A 23014-nucleotide genomic window follows, 5' to 3' on the forward strand; every position below is an offset into this window, starting at 1 on the left:
CCGGAAACCGTATGAGACGAATCGCCAAGGCCTGCCGCGATGTCGGGCAACGCGTGCAGTTTTCTGTTTTCGAATGCGAGGTCGATCCGGCGCAATGGGCGACGCTGCGAGCCCGACTGATCGGCGGAATCGATCCGAACAAGGAGCCTCCGGTTCTATTTTCTCGGCAGCAACTGGCGCCGCCGCGTGGAGCATGTGGGCGCCAAGCCGGCAGTGGACTTCGATGCACCGATGATCGTGTGAGCAGACCACGGTTTAGCTCATCCGGCGTCTTCATTTTTCACTCGATTGAAGTCGGCCATTTTCGAGATTTCCGGCGATTTCGCTTTCGATCCGCGTTCGCGTTCACCGGAAGCGAGGGCATGACATTTTACGAGCGCGAACCCGGAGCGACCGGTGGGAAGCCGGCAGGTTCGCGGAGTTAAATATCCCTTGCTATCAAGAATCTGAAGCTTCCCTTTCAATGTGCGCTCCTTTTAGGGAGTTCGATCGCAACGGTTCGCGCGTAAACCTCTATTTTGTTCGTCCGATCAATGTTCTATCCTGCTGAAGTCGCCTCTCGCGCAGAGGCGTGGATTGGAACAAGGTGCTCAACTGGGCGGCCCTGAACGTGTGGCACGGTCGCCTCTCGCGCACCGGAGCTGCGCCGTTGCGTGTTTCGTGGTAGATGAAATCATGTCGCGCGCCTCTGCCGATTTGCCCGAAGACCCCGCCGAACTGCGGCGCTTTGCGGCGGCGCTCTCCGCGGAAGTTCACGCCAAAACGCTGCTGATCGAGAAGCTGAAAATGCAGCTCGCCGTTTTGCGGCGCGCGCGCTTCGGGCGTTCATCGGAAAAGCTCGACCGCGACATCGAACAGCTCGAATTGCTGATCGGCGACATGGAGGAGAGCGACGCCGAGCGGCAGGCGCGAAGCGAAGCGACCACGAGCGGCGCTTCGTCATCGAAGTCGAAGAAGAAGCCGTCCGTTCGCGTTCCTCTGCCCGATCAACTCCCGCTCGAGACGATCGTCCACGACGCGCCCTGCGTCTGCCCGACCTGCGGCGGAAACAAATTCGGACCGGTAGGCGCCGACGAGCGCGAGATGCTGGAATACGTCGCCTCGCACTTCAAGCGCGTCTTGCATGTGCGGCCGAAGATGAGCTGCCTCGCCTGCGAGACGATCGTTCAGGCGCCCATGCCGACGCTGCCGATCGAGAAGGGACGGCCGGGGCCGGCGCTGCTCGCTCATGTGATCGTCTCCAAATACTGCGATCATCTTCCGCTGCATCGCCAGTCCGGCATTTACGCGCGCGAGGGCGTGACGATCGACCGTTCGGTCATGGCCGGCTGGGTCGGCGCAGATCGTCACGCTGCGGCAGAAGGCGGAGAGCGCGCCCTCCGCGCACGCCGCCGCCGCTGTCGCGGAGGAAGAACCCGCCGATATCGTGAGCGCCGCACGCCGCCTTGCCCTCACGCGCGATCTCATTCGCGCCGATCCGAGCTGGGCGCGGATTCGCGAGGCCAAGCCCGCCTGCGAGGCAATTAATTGTCGCGGCCATGCGGGCCGCGGGGGTCACTGGCGGCGTCGCCGCCGAATTCGACTGCGAGCCCGCGGGTGCCGAGACGCGCGACCGGCTCACGACGCGCGACGAGACGATCGCCGGCCGCGCCGCCTTCGAGCACAAATGCTCGCTCGACGGCGAGATTCGCGGCGAGATGAGCGCCATCGCCGCGCGCATCCGCAACGCGGCCGACGCCGACACGGCCTCCGCCGCCGGCGGCTTCGAGGGCGCCAAGAAGATCGTCGACGATTGCATCGTGATGGCCAAGGCGACCGGCCTCACGGAAGCGGAGGTGCGGAGCCATCTCGAGCGCAGCGGCATCTTCCTGCGCACGCACAGCATGCAGCGCAATCGCTTCGAGCTGCCGATCGATGTGCGCAGCAATATCGTCGGCCTGCTGAACCGGCTGGTGCGGGAGGGAGTAGCGAGCCTCGACCGTAAGGGCGTCTACCTGCTCGATAATCGCACGCTGGCTGAGGTGGAGGCGAAGCTCTCGCTCGCGCTGAAGCGCGCGTCGCGCGGCTCCGTCGCGGCGGAGGTCGCCGCGCTCACCGCCGCGCTCGGCCGCCAGGGGCGGATCGGCGCGCGGCTTCTGGCGCCGCCGACGCAGCGCGCTCGACCGCTATCTGACGCTGCGCGCCGCCCCGCCCGTCGAGGCCGAGAGCGAGGAAGCGGCCGCCGAATAAACGCTTCGGCCCCAAGCGAGACTCTCGCCGCGCATCCTTCTCCTGCGAGCGGGAGAAGGACGCGCCCTTATGTCGAGGCTTCTCTGATTCACTTATTTCGCAGCCACGCCGAAGCCCCTGTCTCGAAGAGTCGCCCTTTGGAACGTCCTTCGAGGCTTTTTGCATTCCGCAAAAAGCGCCTCAGGACGAGGGGGTTGAATTTCGCATCGAAGGCGATCGTCCGGCGGGCGTCGATGCGTCGATCTGCGCGAAAGAGAACATGAAGGCGTTCTCGAGATCGAAGGCGGCGTAGCAGGCGTCGGCGGCGGCGCCGACGACTCCGATGTCGTCGCCGAGCGAGGCGCCGAAGAAATGCAGATCGAGCACGAGGCCCCTTTCGCCCTCCTCCGCCCATCGCGTCGCCGACACGCCGTCGAAGGCGGCGCCGTCGCCGGCGGCGAGAATGCGCGCAAGATTGTGGACGACGATGCTCTGGTCGGCCATACCAGCTTGACCGCCTTTGCAGGGCGGCGGTCACGGCGTCGTCTGGCTCATTGCGCCGATGATCACTGTGGCTGTGCGGCCCGCGATCAATGCGACGTCGCCCGCCGTCGAGTCGAGCGCGATGCGCACAGGAATGCGCTGTGCGAGCCGCACCCAGCTGAATGTCGGATTGATGTTTGGCAGCATCGTCGTTCCAGCGCTACGCTCGCGGTCCTCTATGCCGCCTGCTATTCCCTCGACGCGACCGACGATCTCGGCTGCCTCTCCCATCAGGCGGACCAAAGCGCGATCGCCGACATGAATCATCGGAAGCTTGGTTTCTTCGAAATAGCCGTCGACGTGCAGGCTCTCCGCGTCGATCAGCGCCGCGACGCCCTTCCCGGCCGTCACATAGGCGCCGGGCCTCAAGTCGAAATTCGTCAAGGGTCCGCTGACCGAGGCGCGAACTTCCGATCGTTCGAGGTTCAATCGGGCGATGTCTCGATCGGCCGCCGCCTGTCGCGACGCCGCCTGCGCCTGGGCTTGCGCGGAGATCGCCGCGTCGAGCTGCTGCTTGGAGACAGCGATCGTCTTCGTCGCCTCCAGTGCGCGATAGCGCGCGAGGTCTTTCGTCACGGCGTCGAGCGCGGCCGTGCGCCCGTCGAGGATCGCCTCCGCCTGCCGCAGGGCGAGAATGAAGCGCTCCCGATCGATTCGGAACAGCGCGTCGCCCTTGTGAACGAACTGATCGTCATGGACGAGAACCTCGCTGACGAGTCCCGAAACATCGGCGGCGACAGCGACGACGTCGGCGCGCACGCGGGCGTCTCTCGTCCAGGGCTCCTGCTCGTAATGCACCCATAGACGCCAGGCGACGATGATCGCCGCCGCCGCGAGCGTCGAGGTCGTCGCGATGCGCGGGAGGGTAAGCAATCTCAATTTCATAGTGATCTCACGGATGAGAGCAGAACGCAGGCGCCGAGCAGGCAGACGAACATGGCGAAATTAAACAAAGCCGGATGCCAGACGAAGCGGTAGAAGCCAACGGCTTCGAGCGCTTGCTTGATCACGATCTCCAGGACGAAAGCGACGAGCGCGGAGGCGAGCAGCGACGATACGAACACGCCGAAAATGCTGATTTCCGCATTCATGCGACTTTCGCCTCCGACAAGGACCGATCTGGCGTGGGCTCTGCGGTGAAGAGACAGCGCCGCAGGCCGACCAGGGCGAGCAGCAGGCGCGCGTCGCCCGCGCTTTGCGCCATCGCCATCGCGCGATCGATCGCATGCAGCACGGCGCGGGACGGCGTCGGCGCTCCGGCGTGGAAATGTCGGGAAAGATGCTTCAACAGTGCGTCGACCCGTCGTCGGCGAGAGCCGCTGAGGGCGTTTCGCGCTCGGCGCGCATCGAGAATATTTAGCCCGGTTCTCAAATCGCACAGCGCGTCGAGCGATTTACCTTCGACCTCATGGGCGATGGGCGCGAGCAGAAACAGGCGATCCAGCATCAGACCCATCAGGCGCACGTCGTTGCCCGCTCGCGGGTCGGCGGCCTGAACGAGGGCGGCCCGGTTCGCGCGCGCATAGCCGCGCGCGCGCCATTGCGCGCCCGCCGGACGGATCAAGGCGGTAGCGACCGCCATCAGCGCCATGCCGGCGGACATTGCGAGGCTCGAATTGACGAAGCTCTCGGCGTCCGCGGAATAGAGTTCCTCAACGGCCATGGCCGTCGGCGTGACGATGGCGAGAGGCAGGCCGATGCGAAAAGTCTGCGGCGACGCGATAAGCAGACCGAAGGCGAGGTAGACGGGAGCGAGCGCCAGCGCCAGCGTCTCGAAATTGTGGATGTGCGGCAGTATGCCGAAAAGATAGACGCCGGCGATCGTCGTGGCGACGATCGTCCATTTGGCGAAGCCAGTGATCGACGGAGCAGGATCGTCCTGGGAGGCGTAGAGGCTTCCGACGATCGCCGCCATCATCGCGGCGACGGAGCCTTCCGGCCAGGATGTGACGATCCAGAACAGGCAGCAGGCGAAAATCGCGCAGGCGAGCGTGATGGCGGCATGCAGCGCCGCGCCATGGTCGAGATGGCGGGCGCGCTCGATTCGCGATTCGATCGTGAGGCGCAGGGGCGCCAGCCGAGCCATTCCCTCGGCGAGCGCTTTCGTCAGCTCGCCGCAGTCGTACAAAATATCGAGCAGCTCGCCGAGGCGTTGGCAGAGGCTCGCCTCGACGAGCTCGCGCCAGGTGGCGTCCGCGCTCGAGGAAGCAGCCGCCTCGAGGTCGCGCCGCAGCTCGGTGGTCTCCTTGCCGGCGTCGTTGGTTTTGTTCGCGGCGACCACGGCGTGCGCGTCCGCGACGATTGACGAAACGCGCTCCGAGGCGCCGCCGAGGTCGGCGAGCGCGGCGAGCCGATCGGAGACCGCCGAGAGAACGGGAAACAGCATGAGCATGCGCGGCACGATGCGCCGGACCTTGTCGAGCGATCGGCGCTCGACCGCGGCGTCGAAGGCGAGATGGATGGCGAGCGTTTCGATCTCCACCATTTCGGTCACGAGGCGCGGCCAATGCGCGTCGGCCGAGGCATTGTTTTCCGGATCGAGCGTGTCGGCGGCGGCAACGCGTGCGCCGTGCAGCCAGTTCTCGAGCCGTTCGGCGACGACCGGGCCGACGGAACGCGGGAGGACGAGGCTCGACATGAGGGTCGCACAGGCGATGCCGACGAGGATTTCCTCGGCTCGCGACAAGGCGAGATCGAAGATCGTCTCCGGCGCGTCGACGGCCGGAAAGCCGACGACCGCCGCCGTGTAGCCGGCCAGCATGAACACATAGCCGCGCGGCGTGCGGTCGAGGAGCGCGAGATAGAGGCAAAGTCCCGACCAGATCGACATGGCGAGCGCCAGCGCGAGCGGGGCGTCAACCAGATTGGGAACCATCAGGACCGCGCCTGTGGCTCCGATCAATGTGCCCGCGGCCCGATAGGCGGCCTTGGACCTCGTCGCGCCGGAGAGTGGCTGCGAGGCGATATAGACTGACGCCAGCGCCCAATAGGGACGTGGAAGATCGAGCCAGAAGCTGACGGCGAGCGCTATCATAGCGGCGACGAATGTCTTGATCGAGAACAGCCAATGGCCCGAGCCGAAAAAAGTCATGAAAGGGCCCCGAGGCGACCGGCGATCGCAGCGAAGCGCTTGCGTCTGGGCCGGCCTTCGATAAAAATGACCATTAGGTCATTTTATGTCAAGCCGTGATCCGGCCGAAAGGATCGAGAACAATGGCGAAAAGACCCGCCAAGATCACCAAGATCACCAAGACCGTGAAAGCGCCGCGGGCCGGCAGAGGGCCGAGTCCGGAGAAGACCGCGCAGACGCGCCGTGTCATCGTCGATGCGGCGCTCGGCGAGTTTCTCGACAAAGGCTACGCCGACACGACGATGGACGGCGTCGCGAGGCGCGCCGGCGTCGCCAAGGGCACCCCCTATCGCTATTTTCCGGCAAAGGAGGCGCTATTCGAAGCCGTGGTGAAGGAGAAGATCGCAGGCGCGTTGATCGACGCCGACCCCGCCAATCGCCGACCCGACGAGACGGTGTCGACATTCATGCGGCGCACCATGCTCGTGTCGATACGCGAGATCGAGCGCAACGGTCGGGCCGCCATCGCCCGTCTGGTGCTCGTCGAGGGCGCGCGATTTCCGGAGATGACGGATATCTACCGACGCGTGATGTTCGAGCCGCTCTTGAAGCAGATCCACGATTTGGCCGCGACTGCGCGAGCGCGAGGGGAGCTGCGTCGCCCGGAACTCGAGAACTATCCACATCTGCTCATCGCGCCGATCTGGTTCGCGATCATTCATAACGGCCTTCTCGACCGCGCCCATCCTCTCGACATCGGCGATCTGTTCGAAGCGAATCTCGATCTTGTCTTCGACGATTGAAACGGCTCTGCCGGCGTCGCGGGATATGCATCGAGCGCGGCGCTGCAGCTGGCGGACGCTCGACTCTCTGCGACTCGAAGAATTCCGAGTTCGACCCGACCTCTTCGGATCCGATACCTGAGCTCGTCCCCGGCGGTAGCGCGGGACGTTTCTTGGAATCGCTTCGATGGCCTTCGACGTGATCGGTTGATCGATGTCCGTATTCCGCGGCGAAAGCGTGATGGGCGTCCGCAGCGGCGGCGTCCAGATCAATGCGGCCGCACAGCGAACGCCAGGTGCAAATGCTTCGGCGCGCGCCTATGGCGCGCGCGAGAAATCGATCGTCCAATCCGGGCCGAATCCAACACCGTAGCGCTCGGCGAAATTGGCCAGATTGAGCGCGACGGCCATGTCGAAAAGGCTGTCGACATAGACGAGCGGAGTCCCCGGCTGAACATCGCCGAATGTGCGCTGATAGGGGGCGACGAGATCGACGACGAGCCGATCGCCATGATGAATCCGCACGCGAAGATCGTCGCCGAGAGCGACCTTCAATTCTTCGAACATCGACTGTGGAATATTCGTCCAGACATTGCCGAAATGCGCGTCGAGCACGGGAATGACGCCGTTCACGAGATCCCCTTTGCGTTCGGCGGCGCGATAGGGAAGCGCGATCAGCGCCTCCGGCGGCAGCTTGCGTCCGATCTGCTCGAAGGATTGCGCGCCTGAGGCCAGCCGCGCGCCAGCGTAGGCGAAAATGTCGCGGCCATGAAATGTATGGGATTGTTCGGAACCGGGTCTTCGGTTCACGCTCTCGTCGATTTCGCGGAGTTCCTTCACGCCTTCGCGCTGGGCGACGAGTGTGAGAAGCCCATTGTTCGGCGCCAAAAAGAAGCGACCGCTCAGCGTCTCCAGCGCTATGGCGAGCCGTCCGGTTCCGACGCCGGGATCGACCACGGCGACGAACACCGATCCCTTCGGCCAGAACTGCTCGGCCTGATAGAGACGAAAGCCGCCGGCAAAAATGCCGCCCGGATCTTCGTGACTGAGGTCGGCGATCAGCAGATCCTGCGAGATCGAATAGGCGACGCCCTTCATTGCCGCGACGGCGCCGTCCGCAGTCCCGAAATCGGTGAACAGCACGAGCGGCGAACGGGCCGCAGCGCCGCCGCAGGACAGGCCGAGAGCAAGAGCGACGACGATCGAGCGAAACATGGACTTTCCTCGCGGGGTCGAGCCGGCTCTCCACGCGATCTTCGCTCGTGAATGAGCTGCCGGAAAGAGTCGGAACGGGAAAAACTTCAGGGAGGTCGGCGCCGACCGACCCCTCGTCACCGCCCTTTCATTAACATGACTATTTTGGTAGACAAATTCGAAATGGCGCCTTTCGAGAGGCTTTTGCATGACGACCCTCACTCTGACCGTCAATGGGCGCAGCTACGACATCGACGTCGCGCCGGACACGCCGCTGCTGTGGGCGATCCGTGAAAATGTCGGCCTCACGGGCACGAAATATGGCTGCGGCATCGCCCAATGCGGCGCCTGCACTGTGCATGTGGAGGGCGAGGCGGTTCGGGCCTGCGGCGTGTTGGCCGGCGATGTCGTCGGCAAGAACATCACCACCATTGAAGGGCTCGCTCGAGAGGGCGTTCTGCATCGCCTGCAAGAGGCGTGGATCGCCCATGACGTGCCGCAATGCGGTTATTGCCAGAGCGGGCTGCTGATGGCCGCCGCCGCTTTGCTGCGCGAGAATCCGCGTCCGACCGACAAGGACATAGACGAGGCCATCACCAATATCTGCCGTTGCGGGACGTTCCAGCAGGCGCGTGAAGCCATACACGCCGCGGCGAAGGCGTAAAAAGGGGGCGGATATGACGCAATCTCTCTCCATCGGCCGGCGCGGTTTCATCGTCGGCGGAGCCTCGCTCGGCGCGGGGCTGATGCTCGGGCTCGACATTCCCGGGGGGCCCGAGGGCGCCTTGGCGGCGGACGGCGCGCCAGAGGTCAACGCCTGGGTCGTCATCAAGCCGGACGACACGATCGTCATTCGCATCGCGCGCTCGGAGATGGGGCAGGGGTCGCTCACCGGCCTCGCCCAGCTCGTCGCCGAGGAACTCGAATGCGACTGGTCCAAGGTCACGACCGAATATCCGACGCCGGGCCAGAGCGCCGCGCGCAACCGCGTCTGGGGCGATTTCTCGACGGGCGGCAGCCGAGGCATTCGGGGCTCGCAGGATTATGTCCGCAAGGGCGGCGCGACGGCGCGCGAAATGCTGATCCGGGCCGCGGCCGATGGATGGAAGGTCCCTGCCAGAGAGTGTAAGGCGGAGAAAGGGATTATAACTCACGCGGCTTCGGGCCGCTCGACGAGCTTCGGCAAGGTCGCCGCAGCGGCGGCGCAGCTGACGCCGCCCGCCGACCCGCCGCTGAAGGATCCAAAAGACTGGAAAATCGCCGGCAAGGGCCTGCTGCGGCTGGACACGGCGGACAAGACCAACGGCAAGATGGTCTACGGCATAGACGTGAAGCTGCCCAACATGCTGAATGCGGCGATCAGGGATTGCCCGGTGTTCGGCGGCAGGCTGAAGAGCTTCGACGACAGCAAGATCGTCGGCTTTCCGGGCGTCGTGAAGGTCGCACGCGTCGGCGACACGGCGGTCGCCGTGGTGGCGGACACATGGTGGCGCGCAAAGACGGCCTTGGACGCTTTGCCGATCGTCTGGGACGAGGGGCCGAACGCGGCCGCTTCCAGCGAGGCGACGGCCGCATGGCTCGCGGAAGGGCTCGACTTCGCCCAGCCCGCCGTGATCGGCAATCGCAACGGCGACGCCGAAGCCGCGATCACCGGCGCTGCGAAGGTGATCGAGGCGATCTATTCCTATCCGCATCAGAATCATGCGCAGATGGAGCCGCTGAACGCGACGGCGCTCTACACGCCGGAGCGCTGCGAAGTGTGGACCGGCACGCAGAATGGCGAGGCCGCCTTCGCCGCCGTGGTCGCCGCCTCCGGCCTGCCGCCCGCAAAATGCGAGGTCCACAAGATCATGCTCGGCGGCGGCTTCGGCCGGCGCGGCTTCACCGACTACGTCACTCAGGCTGTGCTTCTCGCCAAGCAGTTCCCCGGTCGGCCGGTGAAGCTCTTGTGGTCGCGCGAGGAGGATATGGCCCATGGCAAATATCATCCGGTGACGCAGTGCCGGCTCGTCGGCGCCATCGACGCCGACAACACGCTCGTCGGTCTGCGCATTCGCCTGTCGGGTCAATCGATTCTGGCCAGCGTGCGTCCCGAGGCGATCAAGGACGGGATCGATCCAGCGGCCTTCCAGGGCTTCGCGCCCGACGGCGACGCGCAGCTCGGCTACGACATCCCCAATCTGCTGGTTGAGCATTCGATGCGCAATCCGCCGGTCCCGCCCGGATTCTGGCGCGGCGTGAACATCAATCACAACGCCATTTATCTCGAGAGCTTCATCGACGAGCTCGCTCACGCCGTCGGCGCCGAGCCTTTGGCTTTTCGCCGCGCGCTTATGAAGAACCATCCCAAGCAGCTCGCCGTGCTCGACGCGGTGGCGGAGCGCATCGGTTGGAGCGCCCCGGCGCCCACGGGCGTACATCGCGGAATCGCCTCCTTCATGGGCTATGGAAGCTATGTCGCCGCAGCGGCCGAAGTCTCCGTGCAGGACGGCGACAAGATCAAGATTCATCGCATCGTCGCCGCGACGGATACGGGCCACGCCGTCAATCCGGCGCAGATCGAGCGACAGGTCGCCGGCTCTTTCGTCTATGGTCTCTCGGCGCTCTTCTATGGCGGCGTCACGGTGAAGAACGGCCGCGTCGAGCAGAGCAATTTCGACAATTATGATTCGATGCGGATCAAGGACATGCCGAAAGTGGAGACGATCGTCATGCCGAGCGGCGGCTTTTGGGGCGGCGTTGGCGAGCCGACGATCTGCGTCGCCGCGCCGGCTGTGCTCAACGCTTTCTTCGCGGCGACGGGAAGGCGCATTCGCAGCGTTCCGTTGAAGACGACCAACGTGGCTTTCGCCTAGAGCGATTCCGCTCGAACGGAATCGTTCGAGCGGCCAGACGGGCTAACCGGCTCGTTCGCGCAGCGAGACGAGGTCCGCGGGCGTATCCACATCGGCGAGAACGCCGTCATCGTGGATGGGCGCCTCGACGACGTTCGCGGTTGCGCGCAGCAGGCCGCGCGCGCCCGCGTCGCCGCTCAATTCCGCGAGGCGCGGGAACAGCTCGCGCCCGAGCAGCACGGGATTGCCGCGTCGTCCCCCGCGCAATGGGACGACTGCTGCGGCCTGCGTCTCCTCGAAGGCTCCGATCAATCGATCGACGATGGCGGACGAGACATTCGGCATGTCGGCGAGCAGCACGAGCGCGCCCGCGGCCTCGCGCGCCCGCTCGAGCCCTGCGAGCAGCGACGACGCCATGCCGTCCGTATGAAACTGATTGTGGACGAGCGTCACGGGTAGCCCCGCGAGCGCCTCGGCGATGCGCTCATGGTCCCAACCGGTGACGACGACAGTCTCGCCCGCGCGCGAGCCGAGCGCGGCGTCGACCGCGTGTCGCAGCAAGGGACGCCCGCCCAAATCCTCGAGCAGCTTGTTTCTGCCGTCGTCGGAAAAGCGCGCTCCGCGTCCCGCGGCAAGAACGATCGCCACGATCACTTGGTCTTCCTCGCTTCGTCGCGTAGCGGCTTGCGCTTGCGCTCGAGAATGAGCTCGCCGAGCACGGAGACCGTGATCTCCGCTGGGCCGAGGGCCCCTATGTCGAGGCCGATCGGCGCCTTTATACGCGCCAGAGCATCCCGCGTCAGACCTTTGGCGACAAGGCGCTCGATCCGCCGCGCATGAGTCGCGCGCGACCCGAGGGCGCCGACATAGAAACAGTCCGAGGCGAGCGCCAGCGACAGCGCGCCGTCGTCGATCTTCGGATCATGGGTGAGCACGACGAGCGCCGTGGACGAGTCGAGACCGATTTCCGGCAGCGCTTCGTCCGGCCAGCGCAAATCCAGGCGTGCGCCGGGGAAGCGCTCCGGCGTGGCATAGGCGTCGCGCGGATCGACGACGATCGTCTCGAAGCCCGCGATCTGCGCCATGGGGGCGAGCGATTGCGCGACATGCACGGCGCCGACGATGACGAGGCGCGGCGCGGGTTCGCGCCACTCGATGAACCAACGCCTTCCCTCGTGCGCGACGACGCCGCTCCGTCGTGAATAAGGTTCGAGCGGATCGCCGATCCTCAGCAGGCGCGGGTCGCCGCCATTGAGCGGCGTCGCGATTCGATGGGAGCGCCGTGCGGCGATCTCTCTATTGGAAATTTCCAGCAACTCGGCGGTGGCGGCGTTCAGCGCCTCGACGAGCACGACGATGCGGCCGCCGCAGGAGAGTCCGACGCGCCAAGCTGTCTCGTCGGCGACGCCGAACTCCAGCACTCTCGAGCCGCCATCGGCGATGACGTCGAGTGCCGCCGTCACGACGTCGCCTTCGACGCAGCCGGCCGAGACCGAACCCAGAAAGCGGCCGCTTTCCTCGACGACGAGATGGGATCCGACGGGTCGCGGGGCCGAGCCGAACGTCTCTATGACGGTGGCGACCGCGACTCCTCTGCCGGCGCGCCGCCAGCACACGGCTTGGAACAATATTTCAGCGTCTTCGGCAGCCATTGATGCGTCCATCAGAGTCGTCACTGCACGATATTGCCCTGTCGGTCGCCGCAAATTCAATAGCTCACGCGGAAGTCGACCCTCCCCTGCCGGAAACGTCGGTCCCCGCATGCACAAATGCCGGACGGCAAGATCGAGATAGACGGTGTCCCAGTGAACGATCGCGGCCGCCGCGAGGGGCAGACCGACGCCCGAAATCTCTGGTTCTCGGAAGTCCGGTCACGGCAGTCGCCTACGTCCATCACGGCCGATGCGACTGCCGTCGTCGCCGAGCAGGCCGCGCATCGATCGGCGTGCCGCGCGAAACCAGAACCGTAGCTTGGTCCATCCCGTCATCTGAAAGCGGGTGTAGCTCGAATTCCGACCACAGTCCTCACAATAGCCTGACGCGCAGCGTGCCGCCGAAGACGCGTGGCTGACTCGGCAGGCCGATTGTCGCCGGATTGCTCGCGTCGCCCGGCGACCAGGAATAGAGCGGCCGCTCGTCGAAGAGATTCTTGGCCCACACCGAAAGGCTGTAACGCTCGTCGTCGGTGCGCAGGCCGAGGCCGGCATTCACTATGGCGTAGGCCGGCTGCCAGAATTGCAACACCGAATGCGGATCGGTGAGCTGCGTCTTGTCCTGCCAGGCGACATTGACATAGCCGAAGCCGGTGATCGAGCTGTCCCATTCCGGTCCGAGGTCGCGGAACAGCGGACCGAGCGGATGATCGTAAGTGGCGCCGACATTGAACGCCCAGATCGGCAGGTTTTCCCAACGTGTGTTGGAGCGCGACAACGTCAAAGGCGCGGTGAGCGAGCCCGCCGTCGCCGGCCAGATCCAGTCGGTCGGCGGCGTGGCGTTGGCGTAGTCGATCCAGCGCGCTTCGGTATAAGCGCCGTTGAAGGAGAGCCACAGACGCTCGAGCGGGCTCCATCGCCCGACGAATTCGAATCCGCGCAGCCGGAGGTGGCCGACGTTGCCGAGATAGGAGGTGCGGATCGGTTGCCCCGTGCTGTCCGTATAGGAGGCGTCGGTGAGGCTCGTCTGAAAATTATAGATGTCGTTCCAGTAGAAATTGAAATTGGCGATGAGCCGATTGTCCAGCCAATTGGTGTTGACGCCGATCTCATAGTCCCAGGAGGTTTCGGGCTTGGTGATGAGCGGCTGCCACCCTTTGAAGTTGAGGGAGCCGTCCAGGATCGGCTGGGCCGAATTGTTGATCGCGCCCGACTTCTCGCCGCGCGCGACGAGAGCGTGGAAGAGAAGATTATCGTTGAGCTTGTATTGCGGGTTGAAGATTCCGGTGATGGAATTGAAGGTCTTGCTCTGTCCGCCAGTGTCGAAGAGCGCTTGGCCGCCGCCGGCGCGAATGGCCGCCTCTTGCTGAGCGAATGTGTATTGATTGGCGTAGATCTGATCCCAGCTGAATACGGAGCCTTCCTTGATCTCATAGCTGTCGCGCAGGCCGAAGGAGAGAGCGAAGGCGTCGTCGATGTGATAGGTTCCCTGCCCATAGCCGGCGACGCTGAATGTTCGCGACTTGCTGTCCCGATTGTTCCGCAGGCCAGCCGCCAGCGCCGGGCGGCTATACCAGGCGGCCGCGTCGCTGCCGAAGCGCGTATAGGTACGACTCCAGGCGTTCTCATAGAGCGAATAGAGTCCCGCGGTCCATTCGAGACGCTCCTCCTTGGGCGAGGAGAGGCGAAATTCTTGCGAGAACTGATCGACATAGGGCGAGAAGACGCCGACGCTGTTCTCCAGTTCCTGATTGCTGAACGGATTATTGCCGATCACCCGCGAGTTGCCAAAGGCGGTGATCGAAGAGAGCGTGTTGCGACCCCAGGTCCAGTTCGCTTCGTTCGAGACCATGAGATGGCGCTCGCCGAAGCCTCCGGCGTTGGTGTCATAGGGCCGATACGGATCATAGGTCAGGATGGGCTTGCCGAGCCGCAGCGCGACATTCTGCGCATAAGTGCGCGAAGGCAATGTTCCATTCGCATAGACGAGAATGGAATCACCCACGGGACCTGTCGTATAGGCGCCGATCGCGGTATATTCGTGCTGCGCGCCATAGGTGAAGATGAGGCGGTCGGTCACCTCGTCGCCGACATAGAGAAGCTGTCCGCGCACACCCCAGCGGTCATTGTTCAGATAGCTCGCGCCGGTGACCTGATCCCTGATCCAGCCGTCGCCCTTGTCGAAATAGGCGGTCACCCGGTAGGCGAGTCGATCGTCGATGAGCGGTCCGGTGACGTTCAGCTTTTCGATGATGTGGCTGTAATTGGCGAATGTCGTCTCGATCGTCGCCTTCCGCTCGAAGGACGGCAATTGTGTCGCGACGACCACATTGCCGACCGTCGTATTCTTGCCGCCGGCGGTTCCCTGCGGTCCGAGCGCGAGCTCGAAAGACGAGATGTCGACAAGGTCGCCGGCCTGAAAGCCGGCATATTTCCAAAAAACATTATCGAGGATGTAGCCGGTGTCGAATTCGGCTCCGACCGGATTGATGTTGCCACGGCTGAGCTGGCCCACCGTGCTGCTGACGCCGCGGATGGCGGGACGGGACGCGATGGGATTGGATTCGTTGGGCCGATAATTCGGAACGAGCTGAGAGAAATCGGACAGGCGCTCGAGGTGCTGCTCTTCTGCCTTTTTCCCATTGACGAAGCCCACCGAACGGGGGGCGCTGCGCAGCGAATTTTCCTCCCGTCGGGTCGCGCCCTCGGCTCCGACCCGAACGTCTTCGATCTGCGCCTCCTGCGCATGGGAAGTCGGGAACGCGGCGACGGCCGTGAGCGCATAGACGAGGACAGCGCTGCCGGAGGACATTCGGCGGCGGTGAATCGAAAGGGGCGAGCGCATCTTCTGGCCTCCAATAAATATATAATCATACTATTTTTATATAGTATAAATCTGCGACTCGTCCAGCGTGGTGTTCGCCCAAAAGGAAAAGCCGAAAACCCGGCCGTCAGCTTCAGAGGAGGCAGTCGAGGCCGTGCCGCAGGGGGCGTCAGAGGCAGGTCATCCTTGGGGCCCGATGAGCAACGGCCGCCGTCGCAGCATTCCGCCCCAGACTTCGTCGGCGGTCACCAAGCGCCGCCCGGAGGAGAAGAACACGCTTCAGAGGCCCTTTCTTCAGCGTCCTGCCCCGAGTCGCGCCCGATCAGGCAGAAATGCGCTCCTGCAATTGTCCGAATTTCCGAAGCCGACGCTGATCGCCGACCCAGCTTGGGATCAATCGAGGGTGACCCTCAGCGTGCCGCCGAAAGTGCGCGGCATATCTTGGAGGCCGACGGTCGCCGGCGCCGTCGTCGTCCCCGCCGTCCACGAGGTGAAATAGCGGTTGTCGAAGAGATTCTTGCTCCAGACGGAGAGGCTGTAACGCTTGTCTTCCGTGCGCAGGCCGAAGCCGAAGTCGACGAGCGAATAGGCCGCCTGCCAATATTGAAACACAGAATGCGGGTCGGTGAGCTGGGTTCTGTCCTTCCAGGCGACGTTCACATAGGCGAAACCATTGACTGGGACCGCCCAGTTCGGCCCGAGATCGCTGAAGACCGGACCCAGAGGATGTTCATAGTCGGCGCCGACATTGAACGCCCATTTCGGCAGATTCTCCCATCGGGTGTTGGAGCGCGAAAGAGTCAAAGGCGCTTTGATGAATCCTGCCGGGGCGGCATTGGGAGTCGGCCATATCCAGTCCGAGGGGGGAGCCGCATTGGCGAAGTCGATGTAGCGGACCTCGGTGTAGGCGCCAGACAGGTTCAACTGCAGGCGTTCGATCGGACTCCAGCGCCCATCGAACTCGACGCCGCGAAGTCGTATGTGAGGTATATTGCCGAGATAGGTCAAGCGCAGAGGCTGACCAGTGCTGTCCAGATAGCTCGTATCGGTCAATTGGTCCTGAAGATTGAAAATGTCGGACCAATAGAGATTCATATTGGCGATCAAACGTCCGTCGAGCCAGCTCGTCTTGGCGCCGATCTCGTAATCCCACGAGGTCTCCGGCTTTGTGACGACCGATTGAAAGCCTTTGAATGTCAGGCCGTCCATGATCGGCAGTGCGGAAATATTGATCGCCCCGGCCTTCTCGCCGCGCCCGATCAGGCCGTAGAGTGTGATGTTGTCGTCGACCTTGTATTTCGGGTTGAATATTCCCGTGAACATATTGCGTTTCTTCATCTGGCCGCCGGTGTCGAAAATGCCGGCGCCCGTCGCGCCGCGAACCGCCGTGTAGACCTGCTGCGCCGAATAGGTCGTGCTCCAGGCGTTGATCCAGGCGAAATTGGAGCCCTCCTTCACCTCGTAGCTGTCGCGCAGGCCGAGGGTCAGAGTCCATCGATCGTCGAGATGGTATGACGCCTGGCCGAAAGCGGCGAGCTGAAAAGTGTTCGACTTTCCGGTCTGGCGCTGTTGGAAACCGCGCTGCAATGCGGAATTATTGTACCATTTCGCGGCGTCTGTTCCAAAATTGTTTCCAGAAAAATCCCAGAGCTTTTCGTAGAGCGAATAGATTCCCGTCTGCCATTCCAATTGCCGATCCTTGGGCGAAGCGAGCCGGATCTCTTGCGAATATTGATCGACCCAGATATTGCCGTAGCCATTGTTCGTTTCGGTCCCTTGCGCGCCGCCGGCCGGCGTCTCGGGAGAATTGGGATGGGTGTAATATTGCCTCCATGCCGAGATCGACGTGAGCGTATTCTCGCCGATCTGGCGATCGATCTGATTCGACACGCTCAATGTCTGGGCCTCGTGCGTCCCGAAGCCGACGACATAGGGCTTGTAGGGATCGAAGGTGAGGACTGGCCGGCCGAGTCGGTTCCACAATGTCTGCGAAAAGCTCGTCCCGAAGGTTCCATTCGCATAGAGCACGGCCGAGTCCGAGAAGGGCCCGCGTCCCGACTTCCCGTAATTGTTATATTCGTAGGAGCTCGCGCGATTGAAGATCAGGCGGTCGGTGAATTCGTCGCCGACATAGAGCAATTGCCCGCGCACGCCCCAGCGATGATTGTTCAGATAGCCGGCCCCTGTCGCCTGATCGTGAATCCAGCCGTCGCCCTGATCGAGATAGAAGGCGACGCGATAGGCGAGCTTCTCATCGATGATCGGTCCGGTGACGTTCAGCTTCTCGATGATGCGGCTGTAATTGGCGTAGGAGGTCTCGAATGTCGCCTTGCGGTCGAAAGCGGGCAATTGCGTGCGCACGCCGATCGTGCCCACGGTCGTGTTCTTGCCGCCCGTCGTTCCCTGAGGGCCGAGACCTATCTCGAAGGAATCGAGATCGACATAGTCTCCCCATTGAAAACCGACATATTTCCAGAAAACGTTGTCTTGCACGAAGCCCGTGTCTGACTCGCCGCCGATTTGCAATACGCGTCCCGATCCCATGCCGCGGATCGCTGGAAGCGATGTTTCCGGATTGCCGGTGTTGGGCCTATAGTTCGGAACGCGTAGCGCAAAGTCGTCGAGTCGATCCAGACGCTGTTCCTCGGCCTTTTCTCCATTGATGATCGCGGCGGAGCGGGGCGTCTCCAGCAGCACCTTCTGCTCTTGCTTTGTCAATTCACCCCGTTGAGCGCCCACGGTCACGTCGGCGATGGTCGCCTCCTGACCTTGCGCCCGGCGGATCGTGATCGCGTTCGCCATGCCGAAAACGCAAGAGGCCAAGCAGACCGACGATAACAGCCGACTACCGAGGCGATCGGCGTCGAAACGGCGGCGCCCTGACGCATGCCGGCGCTTCGGCGCGTCCAATAGCTCGCATGACGGCCCGCGAGGAAGGATTCGATCGGCAACGGGCATGACGCCTCCAACAATACATTTTATCGATCGATAATATGTATTATAACGCGCTTCTTTCGTCGAGCCCGACCGATGAAGAGAATGCGCGACGAGGGCCTCAGAAGCGTCCACAGCTGCGCGATGGCTGTCGACGTTCACCCACCGCCTGTGCCGATAAAATGGCGCTATTTAATATATTGTACGCCGTTCTGCGCGGATGTCGAGCGGGCCGGAGCCCGATGCGAGTGGCCCGGCGAGCGAGTTGCTCAAATCGCCGCCTCCGAACAGAACCCGCTCTGAACGGGATTGACAGAATCGGCATATTATATACTATTTAAGTATGATTTAGTCGCGCCCGGGAACATCCCCCTTTCACGCGGCGACAAAGCGTTATGTCGAGGGAGCCCCATTATGCGCATGACGAAAAAGACATTTTTTATGTCCCTGGTGGCGGCCTCTGCGATCTCGGTCGCTCTGGCCGCCGACGATGGAAAGTCGGCCTCTGCCGGCGGTCGGACGCATTGGGCATATCAGCCGTTGCGGGCTCCGGCGACGCCGACCGTAGAGCGCACGGAGTGGCGGCGGACGCCGATCGACACATTCATCCTCGCGAAACTGGAGCAGGCCAATCTAGCTCCCTCGCCGGATGCCGATCGCGCCACTTTCATTCGCCGCGCGACCTTGGATGTCTGGGGAGTCATTCCGACGCCCGAGGACGTCGCGCGCTTCGTGAAGGATGACGCGCCGGACGCTTACGAAAAGCTCGTGGATCGTCTGCTGGCGTCGCCGCATTATGGCGAGCGGCAGGCGCGGCGGTGGCTCGATCTGGCGCGTTATGCCGATAGCGCCGGTTTCCAAGGCGACGAGACGCGTGGAAACTTCTATCGTTATCGCGACTATGTCATCAACGCGTTCAACACTGACAAGCCGTATTCGCGCTTCATTCGAGAGCAGATCGCGGGCGACGAGCTGGCGCCTGGCGACCAGGAAGCGCTGACCGCGACGGGATTTCTCGCCGCTTTTCCCGAAAACGTCAACGCTCGGGATCTGGTGCTCAGGAAATATCAGGTCGCTACGGAGATAACCGACACTGTCGGCTCGGTCGTGCTCGGCACAACGATCGGCTGCGCGCGATGCCATAATCACAAGTCGGACAAATTTACCCAGAAGGACTATTTCTCCTTGCAGGCGTTCTTCGCAAACACGAGCGTCGACGAAAGGACGCCGGTGGCCGCACCGGGAGAGGTCGAAAACGAATTCAAAGCCGCGCAGGCGAAATATGACGAGGCGATTCGAGCGAACAAGAATCGTCGAAAAGAGATCGTCGAGCAATTTCGCGACGTGTTGTCGGCTTTCAACAAAGAGCGTTACGAGGCGAGCAGCCAAGCGCATATACTCAAGCCGAAAGAGGAATGGGACGCCTTCGACCGATGGCTCAACCATCGTGTCGCGCTCAACTCGACCGACGATCGCCTCGGACAGTTTCTGCGCAATCTTCCTGCGGACCTCTACGCGCGCTTCTCGGAGGGAGGCGAAGGCGTCGTCGCCGGGGGCCCCCGCATCACCGTCTCGCGCGACGCGTTTCTGAAGCTGGCCGCAGAATACAAGTCTCTCCTCGAGGATTTGAAAAAGTTCGACGAGCTCCGACCCAAAAAGGGATCGAACACGATAACGGCGGTGACGGAGCTCGGACATTCCGACGCACCGCCTACTTATATATTGTTCGGTGGCAATCACGAGCGGCCGCTCGACGAAGCGCGGCCTGCTTTTCCAGAAGCTCTTACGAGCGAAAAGCCCGTCATCACGCCGACAGCAACGTCTTCGGGACGAAGGCTGGCGCTGGCGAATTGGCTCGTCGACTCCAGCAATCAGCTGACGCCGCGCGTCTATGTGAATCGCGTTTGGAACGAATATTTCGGCAAGGGAATCGTCGGAACGGTCAGTGACTTCGGCAAGGCGGGCGACAAGCCGACGCATCCGGAGCTATTGGATCGTCTCGCCTCCGACTTCGTGAAGGAAGGATGGAGCGTCAAGACATTGCATCGGCAGATTCTGCTGTCGCGCGTCTATCGCCAGTCATCGGATTATCGGGAAGACGTGGCTGCGGTCGATCCGGAGAACAAGCTGCTCGCCGTGTTCCCGCGCAAGCGGCTCGACGCTGAACAAATTCGTGATTCGCTGCTCGCCGCCTCCGGTAGGCTGGACGAGCGGATCGGAGGGTCGAGCGTGTTTCCAGCGGTTCCGAGCAATCTGAATGCCGGCTCGGCTTGGGAGGTCTCGAAGGATCCGAAAGATCACAACCGCCGCAGCCTCTATATCTTTGCTCGACGCAGTGTGCCTTATCCTCTGCTCGAGCCTTTCGATTCGGCGAACACCCAGCAAGTGCATAGCAAGCGTGATGTGACGACGACGCCGTTGCAAGCGCTCACGCTCATCAACAGCGACATCGTGTTCGAATGGTCTCAGGCGCTGGCTGGACGGCTTCTGGCGGAGGTCGGCGGCGACGAGTCGGCGCAATTCGAACGTCTCTACGAAATACTCTTCGCGAGAAAGCCGGACGCATCGGAGAAAGCGCTGCTCGCCGCATTCCTCGAACAGCAGAGACAATTGATCGCGAGCAAAGCCAACGACGGGAGATTGTCGATTGCTTTGCCGACCGGCGGCGTTGCGCCGACGCAGGATCCGTTGCGCGCCTCGGCCCTCGTCGACCTCGTTCACACTGTCGCGAACTCCAATGAGTTCATCTATCGATTTTGACGTATCCCCCAAGGCTTCGCGAAGGAACATAGCATGAGCGGACATTCGAGACGTGACTGGTTGGTTGGTTCGGCCTATGGGCTCGGCGGCTTCGCGCTGAACGCTTCGATGCCCGGCGGCGGCATGCTTTCGGTTCCTTTCGCGGCAGCCGCGCCGAAGCTCGATCCGTTGGCGCGACGGGAGCCGCATTTCGCGCCCAAGGCGAAATCGATCATCTGGCTGCACATGGACGGCGCGCCGAGCACGCTCGATCTTTTCGACTATAAGCCGACTTTGGAGCGACTGGCCGGGCAGGACACGCCGGAATCGTTCTTGACGGGCATTCGCACGGCCGGTCAAGGCAAGACGGGAAAGCTATTCGCCTCAAATCGCACCTGGAAGCAATATGGCGAGAGTGGCGCATGGTTCTCTGATTTTCTGCCGGAACTCGCGCAGCATGCGGACGAGATCGCTTTCGTGAAGTCCAGCGTCACCGTCGGCGCCACACATGATATCTCGATCTTGAAGCTCAACACCGGCGATCTCGTTCCTGGTCGTCCTTCGCTCGGATCCTGGGTTTCCTATGCACTCGGCTCGGCCAATCCGGATTTGCCTCCCTTCGTCGTGCTCTATGCGGGGGATAAGGAGCCACGGGGCGGATCTATCAATTGGAGCTCGGGCTTCCTTCCCGCCGTCTATCAGGGCACAGCGTTTCGGTCGGGACCATCGCCGATACTTCACCTCGAGCGGCCGGAATTGGTTTCTTCCATCGAGCAGAGATCCAATCTCGACCTCCTTTCGAACCTCAACGAGAAGGACGCCGCGCGCCATCCCAACGACAGCGAGCTGGCGGCGCGGGCGCGTTCGTATGAGCTCGCTTATCGAATGGAGGCCTCGGCGCCGGAAGCGGTGGATATCACGCGCGAGACCGCGGCGACCAGGGAGCTCTACGGCCTGAATTCAGAGGCGACACGCGAATATGGAACGATTCTGTTGAGAGCGAGGCGGCTCGTCGAACGGGGCGTGCGCTTCATTCAAGTCGTGTCCTGGCCTTTCGACAACGCCGGCGTGGATTTCAGCAATTGGGACGCTCACAGCAAGCTCGAGGAAAATCACGGCGCACTGTCACGCGCGGTCGATAAGCCGATCGCCGGTCTATTGGCGGATTTGAAGTCGCGCGGACTATTGGACGAAACTCTGGTGGTCTGGACATCCGAGTTCGGGCGTACATCCTACGGCCAGAGCGGAGACGGGCGCGATCATAATCCGTGGGGCTATACCCAGTGGCTCGCTGGCGGTGGGGCGAAAGCCGGATATACGCATGGCGCGACGGATGAAATCGGCCTGAAGGCCGTCGAAAATCCCGTCGACACCTATGACCTCCATGCGACTGTCCTACAGCTCCTCGGCCTCGATCACCTCAGGACGACCTTCTTGAGAAGTGGCCGCGCCGAACGTCCGACGGTCGTTTATGGCAAGGTCGTGAAGGAGCTGCTCGCCTGAGCCCAAAAAAGGCCGACGACCCCGGAGCGACTAATCGTCGCTCCGGGCGCAAGACCCAAGGGGTAGCACTCGAAGGCTTGCGAGGCCGAAGGCTTGGAAAGATTTCCCCGGCTGGGGTACAAATTTCGCATACGGCGATGGATATTGTGTTCGGACGTTCTTTGGTTCAGGCGGCGCGCGCCGAGGTCCAGATCTTCGGCGCTGTCTTGCCCGTCGTTCGGAGTTTGCTCAGTGCGAATTGACCTTTCCGGATCCGATGCATGAGCTCTATCCCGGCGATCGTGACCGGCGCGCGCCGAAAGCGCTCGAGCCCGAGCATGGGCCCAAACGAAGCTCGATCGCTCGATGATCCTGTTCAATGAGATTGTTCGAATATTTCGACGATCGGATTTTCGTCCGAGCGGTCGGACACGATCTCGGAACAGCGGAGGCGGCGACTAAAGTCTTTTGCTTTGACGCGTTTCCAGCGTCGAACCGGCGTCCACTTCTGTCGATTTCCGTCGAGATTTGACCCAGGATTTCCGTTGAGAAGTGACCCGGGTTGAAGATGGCTTGCGGGTCAGTCGGTCGTCAAGTTTTGGTCTTCTCCTTTGCAGGTTTGTCCGCCTTCGCCGAGCTGTCCTTGAACCGGAAGCTGTCGTTTCCAGTTTCGAGGATATGGCAGCGGTGAGTGATACGGGTTCCGGCTGATTGACTCGGCGACGGGGATTCCCGGGGCGAATCGAAGTAGC

Annotated in this window: 16 protein-coding genes and 3 pseudogenes; 8 read left to right on the top strand and 11 right to left on the bottom strand. The window is 62.7% G+C overall.

What is annotated here, in order from left to right:
* Window positions 1-11: 11 nt before the first annotated feature.
* The 3 genes and pseudogenes from cas2 to IY145_RS02320 all read left to right on the top strand — a co-directional run bounded on the left by cas2 (window position 12) and on the right by IY145_RS02320 (window position 2492).
* A pseudogene (gene cas2, locus IY145_RS02310) lies at window positions 12-243 on the top strand (CRISPR-associated endonuclease Cas2).
* A gap of 432 nt (window positions 244-675) precedes the next feature.
* The gene (locus IY145_RS02315; RefSeq protein WP_246721711.1) at window positions 676-1527 is read left to right on the top strand and encodes a transposase; all 852 of its coding nucleotides are present in this window, start codon (window positions 676-678) and stop codon (window positions 1525-1527) included.
* Between the two features lie 11 nt (window positions 1528-1538).
* Window positions 1539-2492: a hypothetical protein gene (locus IY145_RS02320; RefSeq protein ID WP_196406746.1), complete on the top strand. Its 954-nt coding sequence runs from the start codon at window positions 1539-1541 to the stop codon at window positions 2490-2492.
* Here IY145_RS02320 and IY145_RS02325 read toward each other — a convergent pair.
* The 4 genes from IY145_RS02325 to IY145_RS02340 are packed head-to-tail and all read right to left on the bottom strand — an operon-like array spanning window position 2410 to window position 5842.
* The gene (locus tag IY145_RS02325; protein ID WP_196406747.1) at window positions 2410-2712 is read right to left on the bottom strand and encodes a hypothetical protein; all 303 of its coding nucleotides are present in this window, start codon (window positions 2710-2712) and stop codon (window positions 2410-2412) included. The two genes, IY145_RS02320 and IY145_RS02325, sit on opposite strands and share 83 nt — an antisense overlap.
* Before the next feature lie 30 nt (window positions 2713-2742).
* Complete coding sequence (locus tag IY145_RS02330; RefSeq protein ID WP_196406748.1) at window positions 2743-3636, bottom strand: HlyD family secretion protein; 894 nt, start codon at window positions 3634-3636, stop codon at window positions 2743-2745.
* Window positions 3633-3842, bottom strand: a complete 210-nt coding sequence (locus IY145_RS02335; protein ID WP_196406749.1) for a DUF1656 domain-containing protein — start codon at window positions 3840-3842, stop codon at window positions 3633-3635. Before IY145_RS02335 ends, IY145_RS02330 begins: the two co-directional genes overlap by 4 nt.
* Window positions 3839-5842, bottom strand: a complete 2004-nt coding sequence (locus IY145_RS02340; protein WP_196406750.1) for an FUSC family protein — start codon at window positions 5840-5842, stop codon at window positions 3839-3841. The genes IY145_RS02335 and IY145_RS02340 overlap by 4 nt, the downstream gene beginning before the upstream one ends.
* Before the next feature lie 122 nt (window positions 5843-5964).
* On the opposite strand from IY145_RS02340, the gene IY145_RS02345 reads away from it, so the two are divergent.
* Window positions 5965-6624 carry a TetR/AcrR family transcriptional regulator gene (locus IY145_RS02345; protein WP_246721712.1) on the top strand — a complete coding sequence of 220 codons (660 nt, stop codon included), beginning with the start codon at window positions 5965-5967 and terminating at the stop codon, window positions 6622-6624.
* A gap of 297 nt (window positions 6625-6921) precedes the next feature.
* On the opposite strand, the gene IY145_RS02350 is transcribed toward IY145_RS02345, so the two are convergent.
* Entirely contained in the window at window positions 6922-7818 is an 897-nt protein-coding gene (locus tag IY145_RS02350) for an S-adenosyl-l-methionine hydroxide adenosyltransferase family protein (RefSeq protein WP_196406751.1), read from the bottom strand.
* 187 nt (window positions 7819-8005) lie between these two features.
* Here IY145_RS02350 and IY145_RS02355 point away from each other — a divergent pair, with 187 nt between their 5' ends.
* Both IY145_RS02355 and IY145_RS02360 read left to right on the top strand, forming a co-directional pair.
* Window positions 8006-8461 carry a (2Fe-2S)-binding protein gene (locus IY145_RS02355; protein ID WP_196406752.1) on the top strand — a complete coding sequence of 152 codons (456 nt, stop codon included), beginning with the start codon at window positions 8006-8008 and terminating at the stop codon, window positions 8459-8461.
* Window positions 8462-8474: 13 nt separating this feature from the next.
* Window positions 8475-10652 (top strand): xanthine dehydrogenase family protein molybdopterin-binding subunit, encoded by a 2178-nt coding sequence (locus tag IY145_RS02360; RefSeq protein ID WP_196406753.1) that lies wholly within the window; start codon window positions 8475-8477, stop codon window positions 10650-10652.
* 42 nt (window positions 10653-10694) lie between these two features.
* Here the strand turns inward: IY145_RS02360 and IY145_RS02365 are convergent, their stop codons facing one another.
* The 4 genes from IY145_RS02365 to IY145_RS02380 form a co-directional block, all read right to left on the bottom strand.
* On the bottom strand, window positions 10695-11285 hold the full coding sequence (locus IY145_RS02365; protein ID WP_196406754.1) for an NTP transferase domain-containing protein: 591 nt from the start codon (window positions 11283-11285) through the stop codon (window positions 10695-10697).
* A complete protein-coding gene (locus IY145_RS02370) occupies window positions 11282-12283 on the bottom strand; it encodes an XdhC family protein (RefSeq protein WP_196406755.1) in 1002 nt (333 codons plus the stop codon). The genes IY145_RS02365 and IY145_RS02370 overlap by 4 nt, the downstream gene beginning before the upstream one ends.
* A 373-nt stretch (window positions 12284-12656) precedes the next feature.
* Window positions 12657-15128 carry a TonB-dependent receptor gene (locus IY145_RS02375; RefSeq protein ID WP_196406756.1) on the bottom strand — a complete coding sequence of 824 codons (2472 nt, stop codon included), beginning with the start codon at window positions 15126-15128 and terminating at the stop codon, window positions 12657-12659.
* A gap of 372 nt (window positions 15129-15500) precedes the next feature.
* Window positions 15501-17909, bottom strand: a complete 2409-nt coding sequence (locus tag IY145_RS02380) for a TonB-dependent receptor (RefSeq protein WP_246721713.1) — start codon at window positions 17907-17909, stop codon at window positions 15501-15503.
* Window positions 17910-18461: 552 nt separating this feature from the next.
* Here IY145_RS02380 and IY145_RS02385 point away from each other — a divergent pair.
* Together IY145_RS02385 and IY145_RS02390 are read left to right on the top strand one after the other, a co-directional pair.
* On the top strand, window positions 18462-20801 hold the full coding sequence (locus IY145_RS02385; RefSeq protein WP_409455284.1) for a DUF1549 and DUF1553 domain-containing protein: 2340 nt from the start codon (window positions 18462-18464) through the stop codon (window positions 20799-20801).
* Window positions 20802-20834: 33 nt separating this feature from the next.
* A complete protein-coding gene (locus IY145_RS02390) occupies window positions 20835-22283 on the top strand; it encodes a DUF1501 domain-containing protein (RefSeq protein ID WP_196406758.1) in 1449 nt (482 codons plus the stop codon).
* 166 nt (window positions 22284-22449) lie between these two features.
* On the opposite strand, the pseudogene IY145_RS25535 reads toward IY145_RS02390, so the two are convergent.
* Together IY145_RS25535 and IY145_RS25270 are read right to left on the bottom strand one after the other, a co-directional pair.
* A pseudogene (locus IY145_RS25535) lies at window positions 22450-22673 on the bottom strand (DDE-type integrase/transposase/recombinase); the annotation flags it as partial.
* Window positions 22674-22853: 180 nt separating this feature from the next.
* Window positions 22854-22961, bottom strand: a pseudogene (locus tag IY145_RS25270) (ATP-binding protein); the annotation flags it as partial.
* Window positions 22962-23014: the final 53 nt, after the last annotated feature.

This window comes from Methylosinus sp. H3A (genome assembly GCF_015709455.1).
GTDB lineage: Bacteria > Pseudomonadota > Alphaproteobacteria > Rhizobiales > Beijerinckiaceae > Methylosinus.

Excerpts from the sequence above, each read along its gene's own strand:
- IY145_RS02380 (WP_246721713.1), bottom strand. The coding sequence starts at position 17,909 with ATGGCGAACGCGATCACGATCCGCCGGGCGCAAGGTCAGGAGGCGACC.
- IY145_RS02375 (WP_196406756.1), bottom strand. The coding sequence starts at position 15,128 with ATGCGCTCGCCCCTTTCGATTCACCGCCGCCGAATGTCCTCCGGCAGC.
- IY145_RS02325 (WP_196406747.1), bottom strand. The coding sequence starts at position 2,712 with ATGGCCGACCAGAGCATCGTCGTCCACAATCTTGCGCGCATTCTCGCC.
- IY145_RS02335 (WP_196406749.1), bottom strand. The coding sequence starts at position 3,842 with ATGAATGCGGAAATCAGCATTTTCGGCGTGTTCGTATCGTCGCTGCTC.
- IY145_RS02370 (WP_196406755.1), bottom strand. The coding sequence starts at position 12,283 with ATGGCTGCCGAAGACGCTGAAATATTGTTCCAAGCCGTGTGCTGGCGG.
- IY145_RS02355 (WP_196406752.1), top strand. The coding sequence starts at position 8,006 with ATGACGACCCTCACTCTGACCGTCAATGGGCGCAGCTACGACATCGAC.
- IY145_RS02320 (WP_196406746.1), top strand. The coding sequence starts at position 1,539 with ATGCGGGCCGCGGGGGTCACTGGCGGCGTCGCCGCCGAATTCGACTGC.
- IY145_RS02330 (WP_196406748.1), bottom strand. The coding sequence starts at position 3,636 with ATGAAATTGAGATTGCTTACCCTCCCGCGCATCGCGACGACCTCGACG.
- IY145_RS02340 (WP_196406750.1), bottom strand. The coding sequence starts at position 5,842 with ATGACTTTTTTCGGCTCGGGCCATTGGCTGTTCTCGATCAAGACATTC.
- IY145_RS02390 (WP_196406758.1), top strand. The coding sequence starts at position 20,835 with ATGAGCGGACATTCGAGACGTGACTGGTTGGTTGGTTCGGCCTATGGG.
- IY145_RS02345 (WP_246721712.1), top strand. The coding sequence starts at position 5,965 with ATGGCGAAAAGACCCGCCAAGATCACCAAGATCACCAAGACCGTGAAA.
- IY145_RS02360 (WP_196406753.1), top strand. The coding sequence starts at position 8,475 with ATGACGCAATCTCTCTCCATCGGCCGGCGCGGTTTCATCGTCGGCGGA.
- IY145_RS02350 (WP_196406751.1), bottom strand. The coding sequence starts at position 7,818 with ATGTTTCGCTCGATCGTCGTCGCTCTTGCTCTCGGCCTGTCCTGCGGC.
- IY145_RS02385 (WP_409455284.1), top strand. The coding sequence starts at position 18,462 with ATGACGAAAAAGACATTTTTTATGTCCCTGGTGGCGGCCTCTGCGATC.
- IY145_RS02315 (WP_246721711.1), top strand. The coding sequence starts at position 676 with ATGTCGCGCGCCTCTGCCGATTTGCCCGAAGACCCCGCCGAACTGCGG.